General features: G+C 51.6%; 22 protein-coding genes. All 22 read left to right on the plus strand.

Annotation, left to right across the window (positions count from 1 at the left end):
• The first annotated feature begins 132 nt into the window (after positions 1–132).
• Positions 133–897 carry a vWA domain-containing protein gene (locus JSQ80_RS11000; RefSeq protein WP_206097552.1) on the plus strand — a complete coding sequence of 255 codons (765 nt, stop codon included), beginning with the start codon at positions 133–135 and terminating at the stop codon, positions 895–897.
• On the plus strand, positions 869–1,912 hold the full coding sequence (locus JSQ80_RS11005) for a protein kinase domain-containing protein (protein WP_206095323.1): 1,044 nt from the start codon (positions 869–871) through the stop codon (positions 1,910–1,912). Before JSQ80_RS11000 ends, JSQ80_RS11005 begins: the two co-directional genes overlap by 29 nt.
• Positions 1,913–2,097: 185 nt before the next feature.
• On the plus strand, positions 2,098–3,687 hold the full coding sequence (tilS, locus tag JSQ80_RS11010) for a tRNA lysidine(34) synthetase TilS (RefSeq protein ID WP_206095324.1): 1,590 nt from the start codon (positions 2,098–2,100) through the stop codon (positions 3,685–3,687).
• Positions 3,688–3,816: 129 nt separating this feature from the next.
• The gene (hpt, locus tag JSQ80_RS11015; protein ID WP_206095325.1) at positions 3,817–4,365 is read left to right on the plus strand and encodes a hypoxanthine phosphoribosyltransferase; all 549 of its coding nucleotides are present in this window, start codon (positions 3,817–3,819) and stop codon (positions 4,363–4,365) included.
• Positions 4,366–4,455: 90 nt separating this feature from the next.
• Complete coding sequence (gene ftsH / locus JSQ80_RS11020; protein WP_206095326.1) at positions 4,456–6,597, plus strand: ATP-dependent zinc metalloprotease FtsH; 2,142 nt, start codon at positions 4,456–4,458, stop codon at positions 6,595–6,597.
• 204 nt (positions 6,598–6,801) lie between these two features.
• Positions 6,802–7,746 carry a quinolinate synthase NadA gene (gene nadA / locus JSQ80_RS11025; RefSeq protein ID WP_087434349.1) on the plus strand — a complete coding sequence of 315 codons (945 nt, stop codon included), beginning with the start codon at positions 6,802–6,804 and terminating at the stop codon, positions 7,744–7,746.
• A 79-nt stretch (positions 7,747–7,825) separates the two neighbouring features.
• Positions 7,826–9,442 (plus strand): L-aspartate oxidase, encoded by a 1,617-nt coding sequence (gene nadB / locus JSQ80_RS11030; protein WP_206095327.1) that lies wholly within the window; start codon positions 7,826–7,828, stop codon positions 9,440–9,442.
• Positions 9,435–10,298 (plus strand): carboxylating nicotinate-nucleotide diphosphorylase, encoded by an 864-nt coding sequence (nadC, locus tag JSQ80_RS11035; protein WP_206095328.1) that lies wholly within the window; start codon positions 9,435–9,437, stop codon positions 10,296–10,298. The genes nadB and nadC overlap by 8 nt, the downstream gene beginning before the upstream one ends.
• Positions 10,299–10,304: 6 nt before the next feature.
• Complete coding sequence (locus JSQ80_RS11040) at positions 10,305–11,078, plus strand: type III pantothenate kinase (RefSeq protein WP_206097553.1); 774 nt, start codon at positions 10,305–10,307, stop codon at positions 11,076–11,078.
• Between the two features lie 47 nt (positions 11,079–11,125).
• A complete protein-coding gene (gene hslO, locus JSQ80_RS11045) occupies positions 11,126–12,043 on the plus strand; it encodes an Hsp33 family molecular chaperone HslO (RefSeq protein WP_206095329.1) in 918 nt (305 codons plus the stop codon).
• 42 nt (positions 12,044–12,085) lie between these two features.
• Positions 12,086–13,036: a peptidylprolyl isomerase gene (locus tag JSQ80_RS11050; protein ID WP_206095330.1), complete on the plus strand. Its 951-nt coding sequence runs from the start codon at positions 12,086–12,088 to the stop codon at positions 13,034–13,036.
• Between the two features lie 244 nt (positions 13,037–13,280).
• Positions 13,281–14,219 (plus strand): cysteine synthase A, encoded by a 939-nt coding sequence (cysK, locus tag JSQ80_RS11055; protein ID WP_206095331.1) that lies wholly within the window; start codon positions 13,281–13,283, stop codon positions 14,217–14,219.
• 316 nt (positions 14,220–14,535) lie between these two features.
• Entirely contained in the window at positions 14,536–16,149 is a 1,614-nt protein-coding gene (locus tag JSQ80_RS11060) for a chorismate-binding protein (protein ID WP_206095332.1), read from the plus strand.
• A 30-nt stretch (positions 16,150–16,179) separates the two neighbouring features.
• Positions 16,180–16,755 carry an aminodeoxychorismate/anthranilate synthase component II gene (gene pabA / locus JSQ80_RS11065; RefSeq protein ID WP_206095333.1) on the plus strand — a complete coding sequence of 192 codons (576 nt, stop codon included), beginning with the start codon at positions 16,180–16,182 and terminating at the stop codon, positions 16,753–16,755.
• A 1-nt stretch (position 16,756) separates the two neighbouring features.
• Positions 16,757–17,641 (plus strand): aminotransferase class IV, encoded by an 885-nt coding sequence (locus JSQ80_RS11070; protein ID WP_206095334.1) that lies wholly within the window; start codon positions 16,757–16,759, stop codon positions 17,639–17,641.
• Between the two features lie 58 nt (positions 17,642–17,699).
• A complete protein-coding gene (folP, locus tag JSQ80_RS11075) occupies positions 17,700–18,542 on the plus strand; it encodes a dihydropteroate synthase (protein ID WP_206095335.1) in 843 nt (280 codons plus the stop codon).
• 57 nt (positions 18,543–18,599) lie between these two features.
• Complete coding sequence (folB, locus tag JSQ80_RS11080; RefSeq protein ID WP_206095336.1) at positions 18,600–19,019, plus strand: dihydroneopterin aldolase; 420 nt, start codon at positions 18,600–18,602, stop codon at positions 19,017–19,019.
• 2 nt (positions 19,020–19,021) lie between these two features.
• Positions 19,022–19,609, plus strand: a complete 588-nt coding sequence (gene folK, locus JSQ80_RS11085) for a 2-amino-4-hydroxy-6-hydroxymethyldihydropteridine diphosphokinase (RefSeq protein WP_206095337.1) — start codon at positions 19,022–19,024, stop codon at positions 19,607–19,609.
• Positions 19,552–19,767 carry a helix-turn-helix domain-containing protein gene (locus JSQ80_RS11090; protein ID WP_176392866.1) on the plus strand — a complete coding sequence of 72 codons (216 nt, stop codon included), beginning with the start codon at positions 19,552–19,554 and terminating at the stop codon, positions 19,765–19,767. Before folK ends, JSQ80_RS11090 begins: the two co-directional genes overlap by 58 nt.
• 89 nt (positions 19,768–19,856) lie before the next feature.
• Positions 19,857–20,846, plus strand: a complete 990-nt coding sequence (gene dusB, locus JSQ80_RS11095; protein ID WP_206095338.1) for a tRNA dihydrouridine synthase DusB — start codon at positions 19,857–19,859, stop codon at positions 20,844–20,846.
• Positions 20,847–21,256: 410 nt separating this feature from the next.
• Positions 21,257–21,736: a transcription elongation factor GreA gene (gene greA / locus JSQ80_RS11100; RefSeq protein WP_087434362.1), complete on the plus strand. Its 480-nt coding sequence runs from the start codon at positions 21,257–21,259 to the stop codon at positions 21,734–21,736.
• A gap of 256 nt (positions 21,737–21,992) precedes the next feature.
• Complete coding sequence (gene lysS / locus JSQ80_RS11105) at positions 21,993–23,501, plus strand: lysine--tRNA ligase (protein WP_087434363.1); 1,509 nt, start codon at positions 21,993–21,995, stop codon at positions 23,499–23,501.
• Positions 23,502–23,995: the final 494 nt, after the last annotated feature.

Raw genomic sequence — 23,995 nt, forward strand, 5'->3', positions numbered from 1 at the left:
TGCTATTTAATGTTTCTTCATCGCTTTCTCTAGCAATCGGATGGCGCCTTGCCCAGTGTCAGGGTTAAACTCTCTCATCACGGGCAACACTAGAGCTAGATTGTTAGTGACGATGAGAGGGCGATGGGAATGATGAAGCAGATCTTACTCATTACGGACGGATGTTCCAACGTGGGGGTGCAGCCGGCGGTTGCCGCCGCTCAGGCGAGAGAGCTCGGCATTACAGTGAATGTTGTCGGCATTGTTGATTATGGAACGATAGGGGTGTTGGGCGGACGTGAAATTGAAGATATTGCTCAGGCGGGGGGTGGCATCAGCCGGATTGTGCAGTCGCACCAACTCTCGCAGACTATTCAGATGATGACGCGCAAGACCGTCGTGCAGACGATTCATCAAGCCGTGAATAAAGAGCTGCGTCAAATATTGGGCGCTGATGGAACGGATAGCGTTGAAGCGCTCCCTCCGGATCAGCGCGCAGAAGTAGTGCGTGTGATGGATGATATGAGTGAGCAATCCGAGCTTAGAGTTGCTCTATTGATTGATACCAGTGCGAGCATGAAGCCGAAGCTGGCGGCAGTGGAGGAGGCGATACGCGATTTGATGCTCAGCCTGCAGGCGCGGATCGGGAGGAGCGAATTGAGCGTCTTTCATTTTCCGGGGCCTCATGGAGGGGAGGAAGCAGTGCAGGATCTGGAATGGACCGATGATATCGGACGCGCAAAACGCTTATTTCAACGGCTGAACATGCGGGGTACGACGCCAACGGGTCCGGCCCTCTTGAAAGTGATCGACTATTACCAATATGATAGTCATATGGGCTCTTCCACGGCAGACGAGCCAGCGTATCAACAAGAAGGAACGGGAACGGATGGGATATGGAGTGACTACATCGTTTAAAGCGGGGGGACAACTGCATACCGTTAAGACTGCGGTTCGGCAAATCAGCATCGCGCCCGGAACCGTGCTGAAAGGCGTGTGGAACGAACGCATGTATCGTGTAGAGCGGCTTCTGGGGCGCGGTGCGAACGGTGTCGTCTATTTGGTGACCATGCTGGCGATGGAGGAGAACCGCGAGCGAGGCTCGGGGTCATTCGCACTCAAGATGGGAGTGGATGCGGTCGATTTTCAATCGGAAATCAATGCGCTGCGCTCTTTGGAGCGACAGCGCCGCACACAGGGCGGCCGAGTCGGCCGTAACGGCGCCAGGCCTTTTCTTGTCGACATTGACGATGCGGATGTGAGCGGGCAGCGGATTCCGTTTTACGTCATGAGGTATGTTCCCGGTGTAAGCTTAAAGGCGTACATTTATAAGAATGGAGCCGACTGGTACGGTCTGGTCGGAGGCAAGCTATTGGCCAGGCTGCATAAAGTCCATCAGCACGGCTGGGTGTTCGGTGACCTGAAGGCGGAAAATGTGCTCGTCAATAACGATGGCACAGTCGAGCTTGTCGATTTTGGCGGGTTAACTGCAATGGGGAGTAGCGTGAAGCAGTTCACCGAGCTGTATGATCGCGGGTACTGGCACGCAGGCTCCCGATCGGCCGATTGCGGGTACGATTTATTTTCGTTTGCCGTGCTGACGATTCAGATTCTCGGCGAAAAAGAATTACGCGAACGTTTAAAGGCAAGCTTGCCGCAGACACGCGATGTAAAGGATTTGCAGGACATCGTGCGCAGCAACCCGCGATTGAAGCCTTTTGAAGCGTGGCTTTCGCGTGCTCTAAAAGGCGCATTCGCCTCCTCGGAGGAAGCTCATCGACAATGGCAGGAACTTAGCCATCGACTATACCGGACGGGCAAGAAGCCTCATAGGCCAACTCCGCTATGGTTGAAATGGTTTTTTGGCGTGTCTTTATTTCTGCTTGCAACAAGTATCGCGCTTGCGGGTTGGGGCTTCGATTTACAGAGGTGATTGTGTTATATTGGAAAAAGAAAAAGGTTTGAATCTTAATGAAATTTGGATCGTACTAATTACTTAATACATAACATAATGAAATTCGGTATAACGAGATTCTGTCTTTTGGGTCTGCCTCATACATACGCTTGTTCGAGTTGAATTAGCAAGAAGTTATATTGAACAGAAATCGGGGATGAACAATGGCACCAAGAGAAGGACCGGGCCAAGGAAGCGAGTATGCTTGGCGGCAGTGGATAATGAGACTGAAGGATACGGCGGAGCAGCATTTTCTGTGGAACGAGGGGGACACGATCGTGGTTGCGGTATCCGGAGGGCCGGATTCGATGCTGCTTCTTTATGCGCTTCATGAATTGATTGAACAGGGTGAAGCAGAAGGCGCGCGCCGTCTCGTTGCCGCTCATGTTCATCACGGCTTCCGCGGCAGGGAATCAGATGAAGAAGCATTGTTTGTAGAGCGGGAAGCGCAGAAGCTGGGCATCCGCTTCGAAATGACGCGCGTTGATGCTCCTGGACTGGCGGAACGGCGCGGTCTGAATCCGCAAGCGGCTGCTCGCGAGCTGCGCTACCATTTCCTGCAGGATGTTGCAAAGCATTATGGCGCTTCACACATCGCGCTTGCCCATCATGCCGATGATCAAGCGGAGACCGTGCTGATGCGCATGCTGCGCGGAACGGGAAGTTCCGGTCTGGCCGGCATGGCCTGGAAGCGCGAAGAGGGAGAACTTGCGTATATTCGGCCGCTGCTTCATATGCGGAAGACGGACATACTGGAGTGGTGCGCCATGCGGAACATTCCCTATATAACGGATAGCAGCAATACGAAGCGTGACTACACCCGCAATCGATTGCGGCTGGATATTTTGCCTCTATTAGAGAATGAAAATCCGCAGCTGGTGGGAGCGCTATGCAGAATGGCGGATACGCTGCGGGATGAGGCCGACTGGATGGAAGAAGAGACGCGCAGATTGTTTCAATGTCATGTGAAGACGGTAAGCAATGATGAAGGAAGTCCATTCGTTTCTTATGCCGGATCGGGCTATCTTCTGGACCGTGGGGCATTTTGCAATACACATGTTGCTTTACAACGCAGGTTGATTAAACTAATATTAAATTATCTCACGCGGGAAGCGGAACAGATGGATTTTGACGTCATTGAGACGCTTCGGAATGCGGCGGCAAGAGAACACCCTTCCACTTGGAGGATGGATGTGTCTCGCGACGTTGTGTTCGTGCGTGAATATGACCGCTTGCTATGGCTGCTCCAGGATGTCGCTGCTTCTGATGATATCCGCTGCGTGACGAGCTTGACGATACATAGAACGAGTTCCTCGGGTCGTTTATCGTTGCCGCTTAACAACAGCACGCTGCATTGGATGATCGGGGCCGCAACGGATAGGGATGCGGCTGGGAATATGCGGAATTTCATTGACGGCAGCGACTCAATCGCAAGGCCGCGTGTGCGCGGAAGGGCTTGGGAAGCTCAGTTCGATGCGGACACATTGTGCTGGCCGCTTCATGTCCGATCTCGCCAGCCAGGTGATCGGATGCGTGTGCAAGGATTAAACGGCAGCAAAAAAGTGCAAGATATGTTCGTTGATGCTAAAATTGCTCCGTCATTGCGAAGCTTCATTCCCATTATGACGGATAATAACGGACAGATAGTATGGGTGCCCGGAGTACGGCGTTCCGATGTTGCGCTCGTACAGCCGTCAACACAGTGCATCATTCATTTCGTACTGGAAGGCGGGGCGCATGCTTCAACGCAGTAGCATCGATATTGCGGCATCGGTATCGTAACCGCATGGAACGATCCATGTTCACATAAGTATTATAGGTTGTTCAAAAATTCCTTTTTTTGAACACGCACTATTAGTATTCACTCTAGGAGGGGCCCATCATTGCAGAACGACATTGAAAAGGTAGTATTTAGCGAGGAACAAATTCAAGCGAGAGTGCAGGAGTTGGGAGAACAACTCAGCCGTGACTATGAAGGAAAGTGTCCGCTTGTCATTTGCGTCCTGAAAGGCGCTTTTATCTTTATGGCCGATTTGGTGAAGCGCATTTCCGTTCCTTTGGAATTGGATTTTATGGCAGTGTCGAGCTATGGAGCATCGACGAAATCGTCAGGCGTAGTCCGGATTATTAAGGATTTGGATGTGCCTGTTGATGGGCGCGACGTATTGATTGTGGAGGATATTATCGACACGGGATTGACGCTAAGCTATCTTATTGAAGTGCTGCAAGGACGTAAAGCGAATTCCATACGTGTAGTTACGCTCTTTGATAAACCGGCGCGCCGCAACGTTGATATGGAAGCTGATTATAAAGGTTTTGTGCTGCCCGACGAATTTATCGTCGGTTATGGTCTCGATTTCGCCGAAAGATATCGCAACCTCCCATACATTGGCGTATTAAAACCTGAAATTTATACAGATGAAGCAAAATAACAATTTCGCTGTCATTGCTTGCGTGGTCAAGTTGTGATGGCAATACGTGCTATGATACAATAACTTCGTGTCCTTGAGAGGAGGTTGGGGATGAATCGGTTTATCAAGAACTCTGGTTTTTATCTGATTCTTTTTTTAGTCGTGGTTGGTATTGTCCAATTTATCGGAAGCGGCAATGAAGCCACGGACACCCCGAGATATGACCAGTTTCGGAAAGAGCTAACGACCAACAATATAGACGAAATGACAATTCAATATGAAGGTCGGGCATATTTGGTCATCGGTAAATATAAGAAGATTCCAGAAGGGGCGAAATCTCAGCAATTCGTAACGTATATTCCGGATAGCAATCCGGCTGTACAAGAGATTATGAACGCTGGGGAAAACCAGCAATCGCTTAAAATTAACTGGAAAAAAATGGAGGAACAAAGTCTCTGGCTTACGTTTTTAACCTCCATTATTCCGTTCATCATCATGTTCGTCCTGTTCTTCTTCTTCTTTAATCAAGCTCAGGGCGGGGCCGGCAAGGCAATGAATTTCGGCAAGAGCCGCGCTCGCTTGTATAACGAAGAGAAGAAACGCGTCACCTTTGAAGACGTGGCAGGCGCAGATGAAGAGAAGCAGGAATTGGTGGAAGTTGTAGAGTTCCTGAAAGATCCGCGCAAATTTGCCGCACTCGGCGCGCGCATCCCGAAAGGTGTGCTCTTGAACGGTCCTCCGGGTACCGGTAAGACGTTGCTTGCCCGTGCGGTAGCGGGTGAAGCTGGAGTGCCTTTCTTTAGCATTTCCGGCTCGGACTTCGTCGAAATGTTCGTCGGGGTCGGTGCGTCACGCGTGCGTGACTTGTTCGAAAATGCCAAAAAGAATGCGCCTTGCATTATCTTTATTGATGAAATCGATGCCGTAGGACGTCAGCGCGGCGCCGGACTTGGCGGCGGGCATGACGAGCGGGAGCAGACACTCAACCAATTGCTCGTTGAGATGGACGGCTTCGGAGCGAACGAAGGCATCATCATTATCGCGGCGACGAACCGTCCCGATATTCTCGATCCGGCGCTTCTGCGTCCGGGCCGCTTTGACCGCCAGATTACGGTGGATCGCCCAGATCTGAAGGGCCGCGAAGCGGTACTGAAAGTTCACGCGCGCAACAAGCCGCTGAACAAAGACGTAAGACTCGGAACGATCGCCAAGCGGACGACTGGATTTACAGGCGCCGATTTGGAGAACTTGTTGAATGAAGCGGCGCTGCTTGCCGCACGCAAGAATCACAAGGATATTACGATGCAGGACGTCGATGAAGCCATTGACCGCGTCATCGTCGGTACGGAGAAACGCAGCCGCATGATTAGTGATCGCGAGAAGCGCATTGTTGCTTTCCATGAAGCAGGACATACCATTATCGGATACTTCTTGGAGCATGCCGATATGGTCCACAAGGTAACAATCATTCCACGCGGACGCGCGGGCGGATACGTCATCATGATGCCGAAGGAAGACCGTATGCTCGTCACGAAGCAGGAGCTGCTGGACAAAGTGACTGGCTTGCTCGGCGGACGCGTTGCCGAAGAACTGTTTATCGGGGAAATAGGCACAGGCGCGTACAGTGACTTCCAGCAAGCGACGCGCATTGTCCGCAGCATGATTATGGAATACGGGATGAGCGACAAGCTTGGACCGATGCAGTTCGGTAATCGCCAAGGGGAAGTGTTCTTGGGCCGTGACTTGGGCCACGAACAGAATTACTCCGACGCTATTGCTTACGAAATTGACCAAGAGATGCAGAACATTATGAACGATTGTTATGAACGCGCGAAGCAGCTCTTGACAAAGCATACACGCGAAGTGAATTTGATTGCGACGACGTTGCTTGAAGTGGAAACACTTGAGCTTGAGCAAATCAAGGAGCTTATTGAAGAAGGCAAATTGAGCAAAGCTCCATTTGAGAGCAACTCCGATTCGGCTGATTCGTCCAATGCCGCTCCTGTTATTGAAACGACAGGAGATGTGAAGGTGAACGTAGTAGGCAAACCGGAGAAGCTCGGCCCGACACAATGGGACGCTTCCGGTACAACGAAGCCGGCAGACGATGCTGCGAACAGTTCTTCTACGCAAGAGCAGAAGCAGGAACCATCGTCATCCGAAGCGCAACAAGAGGCTCCATCTGATGAGTCGTCTTCTTCTCCTTCGGCTCCAACAGAAGAGAAGAAAGATGATAAGAAAGATGATAACTAAGATGGATACTGCAACATATGCCCATACCCTCATTCGCTGATTCTGGCGATTCTAGAGTGCACATTTCATGTGCACTCTATTTTTTATCTTGGGACGCTTCGAGATGAAGAGGGACTTTTTTAACAACCTCCTAGATTGAATTGACACAGGGTGAGGCGTTGTGTAAATTAAGTGTTAACGACAAGGCCAAGGGGTGAAGAGAAGGTGCAGTTAGAAGCACTGGCGCTGGCACGCAAGGAAGAGCAGCAACGGGAACTTCGCGAACGGTTAATGGAACTGAAGCAGGAACGCAATGCAATTATTCTTGCTCATTATTATCAGCGGGATGAAATTCAGGCAGTGGCTGATTTTCGAGGCGATTCGTTCCTGTTAGCCCAAAAAGCAGCGGAGACCGACGCGGAAGTTATCGTATTTTGTGGAGTTCATTTTATGGGGGAGAGCGCCAAAATATTGGCACCGAACAAAACCGTCATTATCCCCGATGAACGTGCCGGTTGTCCGATGGCCGATATGGTGAATGTGGATGGATTGCGTAAGCTGAAAGCGCAGCATCCGAATGCCAAAGTTGTAACATACATTAACTCTTCTGCTGAGATTAAGGCAGAGACGGATATTTGCTGTACGTCCTCAAATGCCGTTAAGGTTATCGAATCGCTTGACGCGGATGAGATTATTTGGGTTCCCGATAAAAATCTGGGCCATTATGTGCAAGAGAAGACAGGCAAAGAGCTTATTATATGGGAAGGGTACTGCAACACGCATGATATGCTGACGGTGAAAGATGTCGTGGAGATGAAGTCAAAATATCCGCATGCGCCGTTCGTCGTTCACCCGGAATGTCGCCCGGAAGTCGTGGCAATGGGGGATTTTGTAGGCAGTACGACAGCCATTCTTGAATATTGCAAACATTCCGATGCGAAGGAATTTATTATCGGCACGGAAGATGGAACGGGGTATCAGCTGCGTAAAGACAGCCCGGATAAGCAGTTCCATTTTGCAACCAAGTTTTTGGTTTGCCCGAATATGAAAGTGAACAACTTGAAAAAACTCGTGAAATGCCTCGAAACGATGCAGCCGCAAATTTACGTGCCGCCGCATGTTGCAGAGAAAGCACGTTTATCATTGGAGCGCATGTTACAAGTGAAGTAGCATGCGCTGCTCTTCTGATCAACAAGAAGCGGTTGTTCACAAAGTCCCCTTCGAGGGCTATTTGAGGAGATGAACGGGCATGATACCACCGTATTTGATCGATTTTTCACTTGATGACATCGAGCAGACACATACCGATGTTATCATCATTGGTGCAGGAATCGCGGGATTATATACAGCCATTAAAGCAAGCGAGCGGCATCGCGTGCTCATCATTACGAAGAAATCCCTCTTTGACAGCAACACGCGCTATGCGCAGGGAGGAATTGCGGCCGTGATAGCAGAGGACGATTCTCCTGCATATCATCGCCAAGACACGCTCGTTGCAGGAGCGGGGCTCTGCTCGCAGGAAGCGGTCAACGTGCTTGTTCATGAAGGGCCTGCCGGCGTGCAGGAGCTCATTAATATGGGAACCGCATTCGATGTGGAGAACGGGGCTCTGGCGCTGACTAAGGAAGGGGCGCATAGCCATCGGCGCATTCTGCATGCGAATGGAGATGCTACCGGCTACGAAATTGTGCGAGCGTTAGCCGAGAAAGTAAAGGGACTGCGCAACGTGACGGTATGGGATGACCACTTCGCGATTGACTTAGTCGCCGAAGGAGGGGAATGCCGCGGCGTTATCGTGCAGCGCCCTGGCGGTGCGCGCGTATTTGTGAGCGGGAAGGCAACTGTGGTATGCTCCGGAGGGACGGGTCAATTGTATCGTTATACGACCAACCCGGAAGTTGCAACCGGGGACGGCATCGCGATGGCGTTCCGGGCGGGAGCCTACGTTCAAGATATGGAGTTCATCCAATTCCATCCGACGGTACTCTGCTACCCGGGTGCACCGCGGTTTCTTATCTCGGAAGCAGTTCGGGGTGAAGGAGCAGTGCTTCGCAATATTAAAGGCGAACGATTCATGGAGAAATATCATCACCAATTGGAGCTTGCGCCGCGCGACGTTGTTGCTCGTGCCATCTTAAGTGAGATGGAAGCTACCAAATCGACGTTTGTTTATTTGGATATTTCGCATGAACCTGATGAGATGATTAAGCACCGGTTTCCTACCATTTATGAAACCTGTCTGCAATACGGTTTGGATTTAACGTGCGATTGGATACCGGTAGCGCCGGCGGCGCATTACATGATGGGCGGGATAAAGACCGACCTGAACGGAGAAACGAACATTCGCCGTCTGTTCGCCTGTGGAGAGACTTCTTCTACCGGAGTCCATGGAGCGAACCGCCTCGCGAGCAATTCATTGTCAGAGGCTATCGTCTTCGGCCGGCGCATCGTCGATCACATTTCCCAGCTTCCCCCGCTTATACCTTCCGAGACTCGCATGGATTACCAAGCGGAACGGCGGGAGCATTCGTGTCAGCCTGTTGTCGAACGGCGGCTGAAGCTGCAGAAGGTGATGGTGCGTTACGCCGGGCTGCGCCGTCAGGCGGATGGACTGGCTAAAGGATTGGACGAGTTGAAGCGGCAATGCACGATTTTTCATGTGAATTTGACCAAACGGGAAGAGTATGAATTTGCCAACTTGCTTACCTGCGCCATGCTTGTAGCCGAATCGGCCTCTTGGCGAGAAGAAAGCCGCGGAGCGCATTCCCGTGAAGACTATCCGGAGCGTGACGACGAATGCTGGCGCAAACATACGCTGGTGCATCGCGAGCGCGGGATAACGGAGGAGAGAATTAACGATGTTTAGCGTGGAACGAATGGCCTTGCGCCGCCAACTCGAAGCATGGCTGGAGGAAGACTTGGGGACAGGAGATGTCACGACTGCATTTACGATCCCTGCCGGACATACGTCTAAAGGGATAATTCACGCAAAAGATGATGGCGTCATTGCGGGACTTCCGGTTGCCGAAGCCGTATTTGAGGTCGTGGATGCTGAATTGCAATTCAAGGCCTTGGTTTCGGACGGAGACGTTGTCAAGCGCGGCACGATTTTGGCCGAAGTGGAAGGGAGTACGCACAGCATTTTAATGGGAGAGCGGCTTGCTTTGAACTTGCTGCAGCGGATGTCAGGCATTGCGACGAAGACGAGCTCTTTCGTACAAGCGATCGAGGGCTTGTCTGCCAAGCTCGTTGACACGCGCAAGACGACGCCGGGGCATCGCGCGTTGGAGAAATATGCAGTGAGAGTCGGAGGCGGCTTCAATCATCGCTTCGGCCTTTATGATGCGGTGATGATCAAAGACAATCACATCAAGGGCGCAGGCGGTATTCAGGCGGCTGTTGAACGGGCCCGCGATCAGATTCCTTATACGATGAAGATTGAAGTCGAGACCGAATCGCTGGCACAAGTTCGCGAGGCGATTCAAGCTGGAGCGGACATTATTATGCTCGACAATATGGACGACGCGGCTATGAAAGCAGCGGTACAGCTCATCCGCGAGGAGGGGCCGCATATTCGGATTGAAGCATCGGGAGGGGTCACGCTGGACACGATTCGCGGTAAAGCGTTGAGCGGTGTCGATGTCATTTCCGTTGGAGCGTTAACGTACTCTTTTGCGGCGCTCGACATCAGTCTCGATTTGAATGCGAAGAAAGAGGGTTAGTTGGCCGTGATATTCGTCATCGATGTTGGAAACACGAATATTGTACTAGGAGTATATCAACAGGAAACCTTGCTTCATTATTGGCGTTTGTCAACGAACCGGCAGGCGACCGCCGATGAGTACGGAGTCATGATTCATAATTTGTTTGCTTTAGCCGGATTATCGGTCAAGGATATTGAAGGCGTTATTATGTCCTCCGTCGTACCGCCGATTATGCATACGTTGGAACAGTTGTGCGAGACCTACTTGTATAAGACGCCGATCGTTGTCGGCCCCGGCGTAAAGACAGGGCTTAACATCCGCTACGAGAATCCGCGCGAAGTGGGTGCGGATCGGATCGTTAACGCAGTCGGAGCGATAGAGCAATATGGCGGACAAGATCCGTTGGTCGTGGTCGATTTTGGCACGGCTACGACGTTTGACGTAATCGATATGAAAGGGAACTATTTGGGAGGCTCCATTGTCCCCGGCATAGGTATTTCCACGGAAGCGTTGTACCAGCATGCCGCCAAGCTGCCTCGTATTGAGCTGACGAAGCCGAAGTCGGTCATTGGCCGGAATACGGTTCAATCGATGCAAGCGGGCATTATTTTCGGTTATGCGGGCCAAGTAGACGGGATTATTGACCGGATACGGGCGGAGCTCGGGGCGCATCCTAAAGTCATCGCGACTGGCGGGCTCGCCGAATTGATTGCCAGCGAATCGCGCACGATCGATACGGTGAATCCGCTGCTTACGTTGGAGGGATTGCGACTCATCTATAGCCGAAATAAATGTTAACCACGATATGGCCACACGTCTGAAAATATGTAGCGCAGGAGGATTCCATGGTAGAAAGCAATGAACAACATGCACAGGAGCAGAATAAACAGCAGGATAAACTTATCCGCGGCATGGCGCTCGGAGGGAAAGTCCGTATTTTTGCCGTTCGCACGACGCAATTAGTGGATGAATTGCAGCGCCGCCATGGCACTTACCCCACCGCAACCGCAGCTCTTGGCCGCACGGTTACTGCCGCCGCGATGATGGGTGCGATGCTGAAGGGAGAAGAGAAGCTTACGGTACAAGTCAAAGGCGATGGACCGATCGGGCAAATCGTAGCCGATGCGAATGCGCACGGCGAGGTTCGCGGGTACGTAACGCATCCGCAGGTTCATCTGGCGAGCAATGCGCAAGGCAAGCTCGATGTCGCCGGAGCGGTTGGCCGGGATGGCTTTATCCATGTCATTAAGGATTTGGGATTGAAAGAGCCTTATCGCGGCAGCTCGCCTATCATCTCTGGAGAGCTTGGCGAAGATTTCACCTATTATTTCGCAACATCCGAACAGACGCCATCGGCAGTCGGATTAGGAGTGCTGGTCGATGCAGACTCTTCTGTCCTTCATGCAGGAGGCTTCATCATTCAATTGCTGCCTGGATTAACGGATGAAGAAATCAACAAAATTGAACAGTCGCTCAGCGTGCTTCCACCGATTACTGCGCTGTTGGATCAAGGTCTGGAGCTTGAAGAATTGGTGACGTGGATTGTCGATGACGTCCAAGTGATGGACTCCATGCCAATCGTCTTTCGCTGCCAATGCTCCAGAGAGCGGGTGGAGAAGACGCTTATCAGTCTTGGCACAGATGAATTGAATGCTATCATTGAAGAAGACAAAAAGGCAGAAATCGTGTGCCATTTCTGTAATGAAGCGTATCATTTCAACCATGATGAATTAGTGGAACTGGTAGAACAAATGAAGAACTAGCGCACGTTTGAACGGAAATATGGGATAAGGGAAGCAAGCGATATGACGAAAGAAGTCAAAAGCTTATGGGGCTGCATCATTATTTTATTTACCTGCATCATCATACTCGCAGGCATCCTTATCTTTCGGCTCGACACAGCGGCAGAAGATCATGGTGCAACACTTCCCCCTGAATCCTCGTCAGTTGTTGCAACAATAGGCGATGAGCAGGTGACGCGAGCGGAATGGAACGATGAATTGAGGCGTCAGTACGGGGCTATGGTGCTGGAGCAAATACTGACGTCCAAAGCGGCGGAGAAAGAAGCGAACTCGCTCGGAATCAAAGTCACCCAGGAAGAAGTGGAGTGGGAGCTGAAGCAGCAGATGAGAGGGTATGATGATGACGAGGCTTATTTTCAGGCTATGCAGGAGCAGCTCGGCATGAGTCCCGAGCAGCTGAGGAAGGATTTGCACAACCGGCTTCTGATGGAGAAGATTGCGACTAACGAGATAGAGGTGACGGAGGAAGAAGTCGAAAAATATCTTGAGCAGCATCGTGATGTATATGAACCGGTTGCGTCATACGACATCGCCCACATTGTGGTTCCGACCGAGTGGGAGGCCAATGACATTTTGAAGCGGGTCCTGCAGGACGAAACCTTTACTGAACTTGCCAAGCAGCTTTCCCGCGATGAATTTACCGCCCACCAAGGCGGACGGCTTGGCTGGATTGATGAAGATGATCCTTTCATAAACAAAGCTGAATTGAATGCGGCTACCCAAATGTCAGTAGGTGAAATATCGGAACCAATCCAAGTGAAAGATGGATACGCTATCGTAATGCTGAACGGAAAAAAAGAAGTCGAACCGGAAGAACGCAAGGCGCTTCGAAGCCGGGTGCGCAAGGACTTAGCCCTGTCGAAGACGCCGCCTTTAACGGACTGGGAAGAGGCGCTGCGAAAAAAGTACAATGCGGCAATCAAGGATACGGCATTCGCCGAACAACATGGATAATGAAGGGATAATCGCAAGAGCGAGGGAGATGCCTGTTCTTGCGAATATCCCTTTTTTATTTGGACGCTGCTGTGTTTTGTAGGGACGGCAAGATGGATGTATTTTACCGATATACGGCACACAATAGAATGGAACATATTTCTGGCGCGCTCTTGACATCTGGCTTGTGGATTGCTAAGATGTAATAAAACCAAGTGAAATAGTCGGAAATGAATGTTAATGCAATCCATGGGAGGGCTTCGATATGCCAAGAATCGTCAATAGTGTCACTGAATTGATTGGGGATACCCCGCTGGTGCGTCTGAACCGTATTGTGCCTGAAGGCAGCGCGGAGATCTATGTCAAGTTGGAATATCAGAATCCGGGAGCAAGCGTCAAAGACCGGATTGCCATTAGTATGATTGAGGTAGCTGAGCAGGAAGGCCGTTTAAAACCGGGCGATACGATTGTGGAGCCGACAAGCGGCAATACCGGCATCGGTCTGGCCATGGTAGCGGCTGCCAAAGGATACAAGGCGATTCTTGTCATGCCGGAGACGATGAGCCTTGAACGCCGCAATTTGCTCCGGGCATACGGAGCCGAGCTTGTCCTGACCCCAGGCTCGGAAGGGATGAACGGAGCGGTGCGCAAAGCGGAGGAGATGGCGGAGGAGAATCCTTCTTATTTCATCCCGCAGCAATTCAAGAACCAAGCGAACGTGAAGATTCACCGTGAGACGACTGGGCCAGAAATAGTCGAAGCGATACAAGCGTACGACGGTAAGCTGGATGCTTTTGTAGCCGGTATCGGTACCGGCGGAACGATATCCGGTACAGGCGAAGTGCTGAAGAGCCATTTTCCTGACATCCGCATCGTAGCGGTAGAGCCGGCAGCTTCACCGATCTTGTCGGGAGGCAAGCCAGGAGCGCATAAGATTCAAGGTATTGGCGCGAACTTCGTTCCCGACATACTGAATCGGGAGATTTATGACCAGATTATTCCGGTTGAAAATGACGATGCTTTCGACATTGCCCGCCATGTGGCTAAGGAAGAAGGCATTTTATGCGGAATTTCCTCAGGTGCCGCCATTTATGCCGCGCTGCAGGTCGCGCGTGAGTTAGGCGAAGGCAAACGTGTTATTGCGGTTGTACCGAGCAATGGCGAAAGATACTTGAGCACGCCGCTGTTCAACTTCGAGAACTAAACGTGCTTGCTCCTCTTAACCAAACATACTTGACCTCCCCCTCATGTCACGGGCGGCAGGGCGAACGGCGTTCGCTTTGCAGGCTATGAAGTGAGGGGGTTTTTAAGATTAAGGAAAGGTTGCCTCAAAGCGCGCGGCTTCCCATTTCGCCTGCACAGATTGCGCCATTTCAAAAGCCGAACAACATTACATTATCTTACAGCAAGCGGCCTTTTCTTATGTCCCGTCTTTGACTATACTATTTGTTAAGAAATAAGATAAAGAAGCGACTTTTCGGACACGGACTTGAAGGACATTTTTTTGGTGGGGTGAATTAGTGGAGCAAGCAACTGTTGAGAAAGGGCAGGCAGCGGTCACGCTTGAACATTGGCATCGCTTTGCGAAGGAAGGCTATACGGTTCTTCCTTACGTGCTTAAGTTCGAGCTTCCGGCTGCGCAGGCGCGCATTCCTTCCTGGTTGCCCGCATGGGAAGGGGCGGGCGAGCATGCTTTCGTATTGGAGAGCGGAAAGGGCGGAAGATATACGTTCTTGGGCTTGAGTGCCGCTTCGGTTATATCAGGTAAAGGCCGGAAAGCCTCGGTATCGGAGCCTCATCAGCCGACGCAATCGCGCCAAGGGGAACCGCTTGAGCTGATTCAGCAATGGATGGCGCCATATCGCGCCCCGCGCATACAAGAGCTCCCTAAATTTACGGGCGGCTGTGTCGGGTATTTGAGCTACGATGTTGCGCGTTCGATAGAGCGGCTGCCTCTACTTGCCGACGATGATTTGGATTTGCCGGATTATATATTTATGCAAATGAACGAACTGTGGATCGTGGATCAACAGGTTCATTGTCTCTATTGTGCGGTCATGACGACAGAAACCGATGGAGCGTTATCTGCGCGATACGCAGCGGCTGAGCAGCGCGCACAGGCAATGAAGGGTCAATGGGACGATTGGCGGCAGGTATGCCAGCAGGAGGAAATGCACGCGGAAGCGATCCGGCGCCGGCAGGCATTAGAGGAAGGCATGTCGATCGATATCGAAGCGTTCGACGGGGTTGAAACAGCGTTCCCCAAGGAGCGATTCAAGGAAGCGGTCCGCAAAATTCAGAATTATATTAGCCAGGGCGACGTGTTTCAAGTGAACTTGTCGATGCGCCAAATGCGTAAAATCAATGAATCGGCGGAGCGCTTGTATGAATGGATCCGCGAGTTGAACCCATCGCCGTATATGGGACTGCTGCGGTTCCCCGAGTTCCAGCTTGTCTCTTGTTCGCCTGAACTGCTCGTGCGTGCAGAGCAAGGCGAAGTGAGTGCCCGGCCGATCGCCGGAACGCGGCGCAGGGGGCATACTCCGGAAGAGGATGCGTTTATGGCCGAAGAGCTTATCACCAATGAAAAGGAGCGGGCGGAGCATATTATGCTCGTGGATTTGGTGCGTAACGACCTGGGGCGTATATCGCAGTATGGTTCAGTGCGAGTAGATGAGCTCATGGTTATCGAGTATTACTCGCATGTCATGCATTTGGTGTCTGAAGTAAAAGGGGCATTGGCTGCTGGCAAGGATGCGATCGATGTCATTCGCGCCACCTTCCCCGGAGGGACGATTACGGGAGCGCCGAAAGTTCGCACGATGGAGATTATCGAGGAACTGGAGCCTGTCCGGCGCGGCCCATATACCGGCTCGTTCGGTTGGATTGACTATAACGGCGATATGGAATTAAATATTATTATTCGTACATTGACGCTGAAGGATGGCGTTGGACATATCCAGGCCGGAGCCGGTATCGTTATCGACTCGGATCCGGAACGGGAATATGCGGAAAGCCTGAATAAAGCGAAGGCGTTATGGAAGGCCGTACAAATGAGCGAACGCGATGTGAAAGAGCGGACCCGGACGGTAAAGGCGGTTGCCGCTTCCAATGAACCGGAAAAAGAAATATAATGCCGATGCTGTGGGGAGGATGAATGCAAGATGATAGTGGTCATTGATAACTATGATTCATTTACGTATAACTTGGTGCAATATTTAGGGGAGCTAGGCGAAGATGTGCAAGTGTTTCGCAACGACGAAATTGATATCGAGGGAATTGAACAGCTTAAGCCGGATCATTTGCTGTTGTCTCCAGGACCGTGCACCCCGAATGAGGCCGGAATTACGCTTGACGTCATTGAGCATTTCAAAGGCAAATTGCCTATCTTGGGCGTATGTCTCGGACATCAAGCGATCGGACAGGCTTTCGGCGGCAAAGTAATCCGCGCCGAGCGGCTGATGCACGGCAAGACCTCTCCCATTCAGCATGAAGGACAATCGGTGTTCGCCGGTTTGCCTAATCCGTTTACGGCGACACGCTACCATTCGCTTATCGTAGAGCGCGAGTCGTTGCCGGATTGCTTGGAAATCACCGCAGAAACGGCTGAAGGAGAAATCATGGGTTTACGCCATAAGAACTATCCTATCGAAGGTGTCCAGTTTCACCCGGAGTCCATCATAACTGACCACGGACATCAGATGCTGCGTAATTTTCTGAACGTGAAAGCAGGCGTATAAGATGAAAGTCGTTGGGTGGAACGGGAGGTTAGTATCGAGCGAACAAGCCGCGGTTCCTGTCATGGACCACGGCTTTTTGTACGGAATGACCTTGTTTGAGACAATGCGTACGTATGACGGACGCCCCTTTTTATTAGAGCGTCACTTGAGGCGATTGGCAGAGGCATGCGGCACGTTAGGGATTCGATATACATTGGATGCCGCTCAGGCCGAACGGCATATCGGCGAGGTGATGGCGGCTAACGGACTGAAGGAGGCTTATATTCGGTATACAGTGAGCGCGGGTGAGAACGGCTTCGGCCTGCCTGCCGGCGCTTACACGGCGCCACTGACCTTGGTGCTGACCAAGCCGCTGCCGTTAATGCCGGACATGGTGTATGGCAATGGTAAACCGTTGCAACTGCTCCAGACGAGACGGAATTCCCCTGAAGCGGCCATCCGCTATAAATCAGGCCATTACATGAACAATATTGTGGCGAAGCGCGAGCTAACGAGCTGCCGTTCCGCCGGACAAGGGGCGGAAGGGCTTATGCTGACCGCAGACGGCAAGCTGGCCGAGGGTATCGCAAGCAACCTGTTCTTTATTGCGGGAGATCGGTTGTGCACTCCTGCTATCGAAGCAGGCATCTTGCCTGGCATTACACGGAGATTTGTATTGGAATTGGCGCCAGCTTGCGGACTACACCCCGAGGAGGGATTGTATACGTGGGATGATCTGATGCAGGCGGAGGAAGTTTTTATTACGACATCCGTACAGGAACTGGTTCCGATTACTTCCTTATGGGGGACGGACGGGGAGCCGGTACAAGTGGGTCTGGGACGAATCGGTTCATTTACGGCCAAGCTGCTGCAACTGTATCGTGCAGCGGCAGCAGCCGCGCAGTGAGGGGAACGTTTCTGGCGCATGGATGAACATCAGCGAGAATAGAGGAGATGAATGAAGCATGCTGCAACCGACATTTCGGCAGCGCACCTATCAGTGGGGCAGTTGTTCCCTGTCATTGGGCAGCCGCACGCTTGTGATGGGTATTCTGAATGTAACGCCGGACTCCTTTTCCGACGGGGGGCGTTACAACGAGGTCGATCGCGCCATTGTCCATGTGCGGGAAATGGTGGCGCAAGGCGCGGACATAATCGATATAGGCGGAGAGTCGACACGCCCTGGCTATGAACCGGTAGGAGCGGAAGAAGAGTTAATACGGATTATTCCAGTCATTGAGGCCCTGCATGCGGAAATGCCGCATATTCCGATTTCGGTGGATACGTACAAGGCCGAAGTGGGTCGCCGGGCATTAGAAGCGGGCGCACATATATTGAACGATATTTGGGGCTGTAAAAAGGATCAGCAAATGGCGCATGTGGCTGCACATTATGAGTGTCCGATCATATTGATGCACAACCGTCCGGAGAGGCAGTACGATGATTTCGTGCAGGATGTGAAGCGCGATCTGCTCGAGAGTGCAGCCATTGCGAAGGCGGCAGGGGTTAAGGCAGAGAACATCTGGCTCGATCCCGGCATCGGATTTGCGAAGGACCGCGAGGATAACCTGACGCTCATGCATCATCTGGATGAACTTGGGGAGCTTGGATATCCCGTGCTGTTGGCTGCTTCCCGCAAACGGTTCATCCGTGATACGCTTGAGCTTCCTGTGGGCGAATTGGCCGAGGGAACGGCTGCCACTACGGCGCTTGGCATTGCACAGGGCTGTCAAATTGTCCGTGTTCACGATATTCAAGCCAACGTACGAACGGCACGCATGTGCGATGCGATGCTATACCCGCGGTAAAGCCGTATTAGCCGGCAGACCTGTTCGGTTCATCCTGAAAGGAAGGAGCTACTAACCATGATTAAGACGAAAGTGGCAGGATATGATCGCATGCAGCTTCATCGCATGGAGTTTTTCGGCCGGCACGGAGTGTTTCAGGAGGAACGCGCTTTAGGGCAGCTCTGGTATGTCGATTTGGACTTGCAGATAGACTTGCGTCAAGCAGGGGTAACGGACGATTTAAGCGATTCGGTCAATTATGCGGATATTTTCTATTTGGTTAAATCGATAGTCGAAGGACAATCGTTTCAACTGGTGGAGGCGTTGACGGAGCGGATTGCGGCGGCGCTCCTTGAGGCTTATCCAAAAATCAACGAAGCTACAGTGCGCGTGACGAAGCCGCATCCTCCGTTGGACATTCATTTTCAAGGCTTGACCGTTGAAATGACGCGTGTGCGGGACCGGGATGAACGGCACGTTGATGAAAGCGGGGCGTAACGATGGATCGAGAAAAAGGGCAAAACGCGTCGATTTGTGTAACAGGGGCTGACGCAGGTCCCGTAACCGCCTATATTGCGCTTGGGGCAAATATCGGCGAGCGCGAACGCTCGCTGCACGCAGCGTTGACTGAGCTTGATCGCCATAATTACATTAAGGTTGCGGCCTGCTCGGATATTTACGAGACCGATCCGGTGGGATATGAGGATCAGCCGGAATTTTTGAATATGACCGCTTGTTTGGCAACTTCGCTTGATGCGGAGGCATTGCTGCAGGTGATGCTCGATATTGAGAAGCGGCTTGGCCGGGTGCGCAATATTCGCAATGGTCCGCGCGTCATTGATTTGGATTTGCTCTGGGTGGAAGGCTCCAAGGTGAATACGCCCGATTTGACGTTGCCTCACCCGCGGATGGGCGAGCGTCTATTCGTCATGGTGCCGCTTGCCGATATCGTGCCCGAATCCGATACGCAATTGCACGCATTCGTTCACCAAGCCTTGGGAACACTGGATGGAAAGGAAGGGATTCGGAAGTGGAAACGAAGCAGCTGGCCAAGCGAATCCGCGCCTTCCGCAAGCTCAGGGGACTGACGCAGCAGCAGTTGGCCGATCGCGTGCGCATCTCCGTCTCCGTGCTCGGGGAGATGGAACGGGGACATCGCGAAATTGACGAACGGACCATCATCAAAATTTCCCGAGAATTAAATATTTCAAAGGATGAACTAGCCACGCTACCCTCCATCTTGTAAAATGGAACTTTGGCAACCGTTATACACATGCAACAGCACCCAATGGCACGTGTTGAAATAGATCAGTGAGAGAAAGGAGTGTGGCCGAGATGCTGAAAATTGCAAACATCGAAATGAAAAATCAGGTCGTACTCGCTCCGATGGCCGGCGTCTGTAACCCGGCTTTCCGCTTGATTGCGAAGGAGTTCGGCTGCGGCCTCGTCTGCGCTGAAATGGTAAGTGATAAAGCGCTCGTTCACGGCAACGAACGCACGCGGGAGATGCTCTATGTAGACGATCGGGAGAAGCCGCTTAGTCTGCAAATCTTCGGCGGCGATCGCAAGTCCCTGGTGGAGGCAGCCAAGATTGTCGATAAAGATTCCAATGCCGATATCATCGACATTAATATGGGATGTCCGGTGCCTAAGGTGACAAAATGCGACGCCGGAGCGCGCTGGCTCTTGGATCCGAACAAAATTTATGAAATGGTGTCGGCAGTTGTCGAGGCGGTCGAGAAGCCTGTTACCGTAAAAATGCGCATAGGCTGGGACGATGAGCATATTTATGTCGTTGAAAATGCGAAGGCGGTCGAGCGGGCCGGCGGGCAAGCGGTCAGCGTTCATGGACGGACGCGCGAGCAGCTGTACACCGGTCAGGCTGATTGGAGCTTTATTCGCCAAGTAAAGGAAGCGGTCTCGATTCCCGTAATCGGGAACGGGGACGTATTCTCGCCTGAAGACGCGAAGCGGATGCTTGAGGAGACAGGCTGCGACGGCGTCATGATTGGCCGTGGAGCGCTTGGCAATCCATGGATGCTGTATCGCACGGTGGAATACTTGTCCAATGGAACATTGCCGCCAGATCCGTCTCCGGGGGAGAAGGTGCGCATTGCGATCGTACACATGGATCGCTTAATCGCTTTGAAGGGCGAAAAGGTGGCAGTGAAGGAGATGCGGAAGCATTTGGCATGGTATTTGAAAGGATTGCCTAGCGCCGCGCGCGTTAAGGATGCTATTATGGAAGAAACGCGCCGTGACGAAATGGTCCGCATGCTGGAGGATTACGTGGCACAGGTGGAGGAGCAAGCGAACGCGATATAACAGGACAGCGCGTCTTCATACTTGTCGACGATTACAGGCAGGACACATACGTGTCCTGCTCGATTTTGGTAAAAAGCCAATTCGTCAATCGGGAAGTCGAGAGACAATGGGAACATGATTGAACAATCGTTGAAGCGGGACTTATCGAAGCGTTTTCAAACGCGTGTGCCGTCTCATTGACTTTTACTAATCCATCCCATATAATTCAACAATAGAAAATTCGCCTCGGGCCTTGGCATGTTTAAGCAACAATTTCAATCGATGAACAAGCAAGTAAAGAAGTCATCATGTGGTAAAGACGCCATATGATGAAATAAGGTATTCGCATCGGCTGCATCGGAAGTGATCGCTGTCAGGCGGCCCGGAGGCCGGAGTGCGAAAATATTGATCATGACAGGAGAATCGGTAAGATGAGCGATAAAGAAGTCATTCTGACCCAGGACGGTCTGAAGAAGCTGGAGGAAGAGCTTGAAAATCTCAAATCCGTAAAACGTCGTGAAGTGGCAGAGCGAATTAAAGTAGCGATCGGCTACGGCGACATCAGCGAGAACTCCGAATACGAAGATGCGAAGAACGAACAAGCATTCATAGAAGGTCGTATCATTACATTGGAAAAAATGCTTCGCAACGCGCGCATCATTAACAACGATGAGATTGATACGGATACGGTGAGCATTGGTTCTACGGTTATCGTGGAAGATGTGGAGTTCGGCGACACGATGGAGTACACAATTGTCGGCACAGCGGAATCGGATCCGCTGCAAAATCGGATTTCGAATGAAAGCCCAGTGGGCAAGGCTATTTTAGGCAAGATCAAAGGCACGGTCGTAGACGTTAACGTACCTGCGGGCGTGATTCAATACAAAATCATTGACATTAAGCGCCAGTAGCAAAGATTTGCGTCAAATGCGCAGTGAACGGCGAAGGACAGGCACAAGTGGATGAAAGCTTCCAAAAGGAAGCTTTTTTCTCGATAAGGAAGCAGGAGCAGCCTGTTGCTGCTTGTGTGCGAGTGAGAAATTTTCATGAAAAAATTTGAAAATGGAAATGAAAATCATAAAGGTTGATCATTTATGCTCGCTATAATCTATTGGAGATCGTTCAGCATGAAGCAATGAACGCATGCATAAGAAGGAGTGGAACGTTATGACGGACGTCGTCAACCAAGAAACCGAATTAAGCGAATTGTTGCAAATTCGCCGTAACAAATTGGACGAGCTGCGCAAATTAGGCATTGACCCGTTCGGTAAGAAGTATAGCCGCACACATACGGCCACAGCAGTACTGGACAAGTATAATGACATGACGAAGGAAGAGCTGGATGAAGCGGGCGCGGAAGTGAGCCTGGCGGGCCGCATTATGGCGAAGCGCGGCATGGGGAAAGCAAGCTTTGCCCACATCCAGGATCTGACGGGCCGCATTCAAATTTACGTGCGTCAAGATACGGTGCCTGAACCGAAATTCGAAGCATTCAGCATGCTTGATCTCGGCGACATTATCGGTGTCCGCGGTATTGTCTTCAAGACGAAGACGGGCGAAACGACAATCAAGGTGCTCGAGCTTGAAGTGCTGTCGAAGTCGCTCTATCCGCTGCCAGAGAAATATCACGGTCTGAAGGACGTCGAGCTGCGCTACCGCCAGCGTTACGTCGATTTGATCATGAATCCGGAAGTGCAGCAGACGTTCATTGCGCGTTCGCGTATTATTCAAGCGATGCGGCGGTATTTGGATTCGCTGGGCTACTTGGAAGTCGAAACGCCGACACTGCATGCGATTGCAGGCGGTGCGGCAGCCCGTCCGTTCGTTACACACCATAATGCGCTGGATATGAAGCTATACATGCGTATCGCTATCGAGCTGCATTTGAAGCGGCTTATCGTGGGCGGCCTGGAGAAAGTATACGAAATCGGCCGCGTATACCGGAATGAAGGCATCTCGACCCGCCATAATCCGGAATTCACGATGATCGAGTTGTATGAGGCGTATGCCGATTACGAAGATATCATGAATCTGACCGAGAACATGATTGCGCATATTGCAAAAGAGGTTCTTGGCACGACGAAAATTCAATATCAAGATCATGAGGTGGATCTTACGCCTGCATGGCGCCGCGTTACTATGGTTGATGCGGTAAAAGAAGCGACAGGTGTCGACTTCTCCGTACAAATGACGGACGAAGAAGCGCATCGTCTGGCGAAGGAACATAAGGTTGCGGTTGAGCCGCACTTTACTTTCGGACACATTTTGAATGCATTCTTCGAGCAATTCGTTGAAGAGACGCTCATTCAACCGACGTTCGTTATGGGACACCCGGTTGAAATTTCGCCGCTCGCCAAGAAAAATGATCAAGATCCGCGCTTTACGGATCGGTTCGAGCTGTTCATCGTAGCGCGCGAGCATGCAAATGCCTTCACAGAGCTTAATGATCCAATCGATCAGCGCCAACGCTTTGAAGCGCAGCTGGAAGAGCGTGAACACGGCAACGATGAAGCGCATGACATGGATGACGACTTTATCCGAGCGCTGGAATATGGCTTGCCGCCTACAGGCGGACTGGGCATCGGCGTTGACCGGCTCGTGATGCTTCTGACCAATGCGCCGTCTATTCGCGACGTGCTGCTCTTCCCGCATATGCGTGATCGCAGCAATTCATAATAGTATGCAGAGGCCAATTCTCTGACAGAGAATTGGCTTTTTTTGCGTGCGTCGCTGCAGGCCATGCCTTATGCTGCTGTGTTTGCTGAGGGATTGAATCGGAAGAGATAGTATGCAATCGTATGGTGTCGATCAGCCCTGATACCTGGCCAGCCGGAGAGACGCGCGGGCTGCGCGCACGGGGAGTATTATGAAGTGGATATGGAAGGCAGGCAGTCTGCAGGAAGCGACACTGATTGTAATGCATAGCGGACTTTGTCGCATCCGCTCGCCATATGAGTTGATGATCCGCGAGGAAGTATTTCATCTCCCCTGCATGATGTGCTTTCCTTCTATGATAAGGAAGAAGCATGGATAAGAAGCGGGATTGCTCCTTGATTGGGTTCATAATACGGTTCGTTTCGGATGGAGTAATGGAGCGGTAGAGCGGGATTTTACATGCAGGATTAATCAAAGGAGTGACAGTAATTTTTTACCTGTTGCACGCTGTTGAA

This window comes from Paenibacillus apiarius, from assembly GCF_017052585.1.
Lineage (GTDB): Bacteria > Bacillota > Bacilli > Paenibacillales > Paenibacillaceae > Paenibacillus_B > Paenibacillus_B apiarius.

What these genes read in the sequence shown, in the direction of transcription:
- JSQ80_RS11070 (WP_206095334.1), top strand. Translation starts at nt 16,757, where the DNA reads ATGAAAGTCGTTGGGTGGAACGGGAGGTTAGTATCGAGCGAACAAGCC.
- dusB (WP_206095338.1), top strand. Translation starts at nt 19,857, where the DNA reads ATGCTGAAAATTGCAAACATCGAAATGAAAAATCAGGTCGTACTCGCT.
- folK (WP_206095337.1), top strand. Translation starts at nt 19,022, where the DNA reads ATGGATCGAGAAAAAGGGCAAAACGCGTCGATTTGTGTAACAGGGGCT.
- folB (WP_206095336.1), top strand. Translation starts at nt 18,600, where the DNA reads ATGATTAAGACGAAAGTGGCAGGATATGATCGCATGCAGCTTCATCGC.
- folP (WP_206095335.1), top strand. Translation starts at nt 17,700, where the DNA reads ATGCTGCAACCGACATTTCGGCAGCGCACCTATCAGTGGGGCAGTTGT.
- cysK (WP_206095331.1), top strand. Translation starts at nt 13,281, where the DNA reads ATGCCAAGAATCGTCAATAGTGTCACTGAATTGATTGGGGATACCCCG.
- tilS (WP_206095324.1), top strand. Translation starts at nt 2,098, where the DNA reads ATGGCACCAAGAGAAGGACCGGGCCAAGGAAGCGAGTATGCTTGGCGG.
- JSQ80_RS11005 (WP_206095323.1), top strand. Translation starts at nt 869, where the DNA reads ATGGGATATGGAGTGACTACATCGTTTAAAGCGGGGGGACAACTGCAT.
- JSQ80_RS11000 (WP_206097552.1), top strand. Translation starts at nt 133, where the DNA reads ATGAAGCAGATCTTACTCATTACGGACGGATGTTCCAACGTGGGGGTG.
- pabA (WP_206095333.1), top strand. Translation starts at nt 16,180, where the DNA reads ATGATAGTGGTCATTGATAACTATGATTCATTTACGTATAACTTGGTG.
- nadB (WP_206095327.1), top strand. Translation starts at nt 7,826, where the DNA reads ATGATACCACCGTATTTGATCGATTTTTCACTTGATGACATCGAGCAG.
- JSQ80_RS11050 (WP_206095330.1), top strand. Translation starts at nt 12,086, where the DNA reads ATGACGAAAGAAGTCAAAAGCTTATGGGGCTGCATCATTATTTTATTT.
- hslO (WP_206095329.1), top strand. Translation starts at nt 11,126, where the DNA reads ATGGTAGAAAGCAATGAACAACATGCACAGGAGCAGAATAAACAGCAG.
- ftsH (WP_206095326.1), top strand. Translation starts at nt 4,456, where the DNA reads ATGAATCGGTTTATCAAGAACTCTGGTTTTTATCTGATTCTTTTTTTA.
- nadC (WP_206095328.1), top strand. Translation starts at nt 9,435, where the DNA reads ATGTTTAGCGTGGAACGAATGGCCTTGCGCCGCCAACTCGAAGCATGG.
- greA (WP_087434362.1), top strand. Translation starts at nt 21,257, where the DNA reads ATGAGCGATAAAGAAGTCATTCTGACCCAGGACGGTCTGAAGAAGCTG.
- lysS (WP_087434363.1), top strand. Translation starts at nt 21,993, where the DNA reads ATGACGGACGTCGTCAACCAAGAAACCGAATTAAGCGAATTGTTGCAA.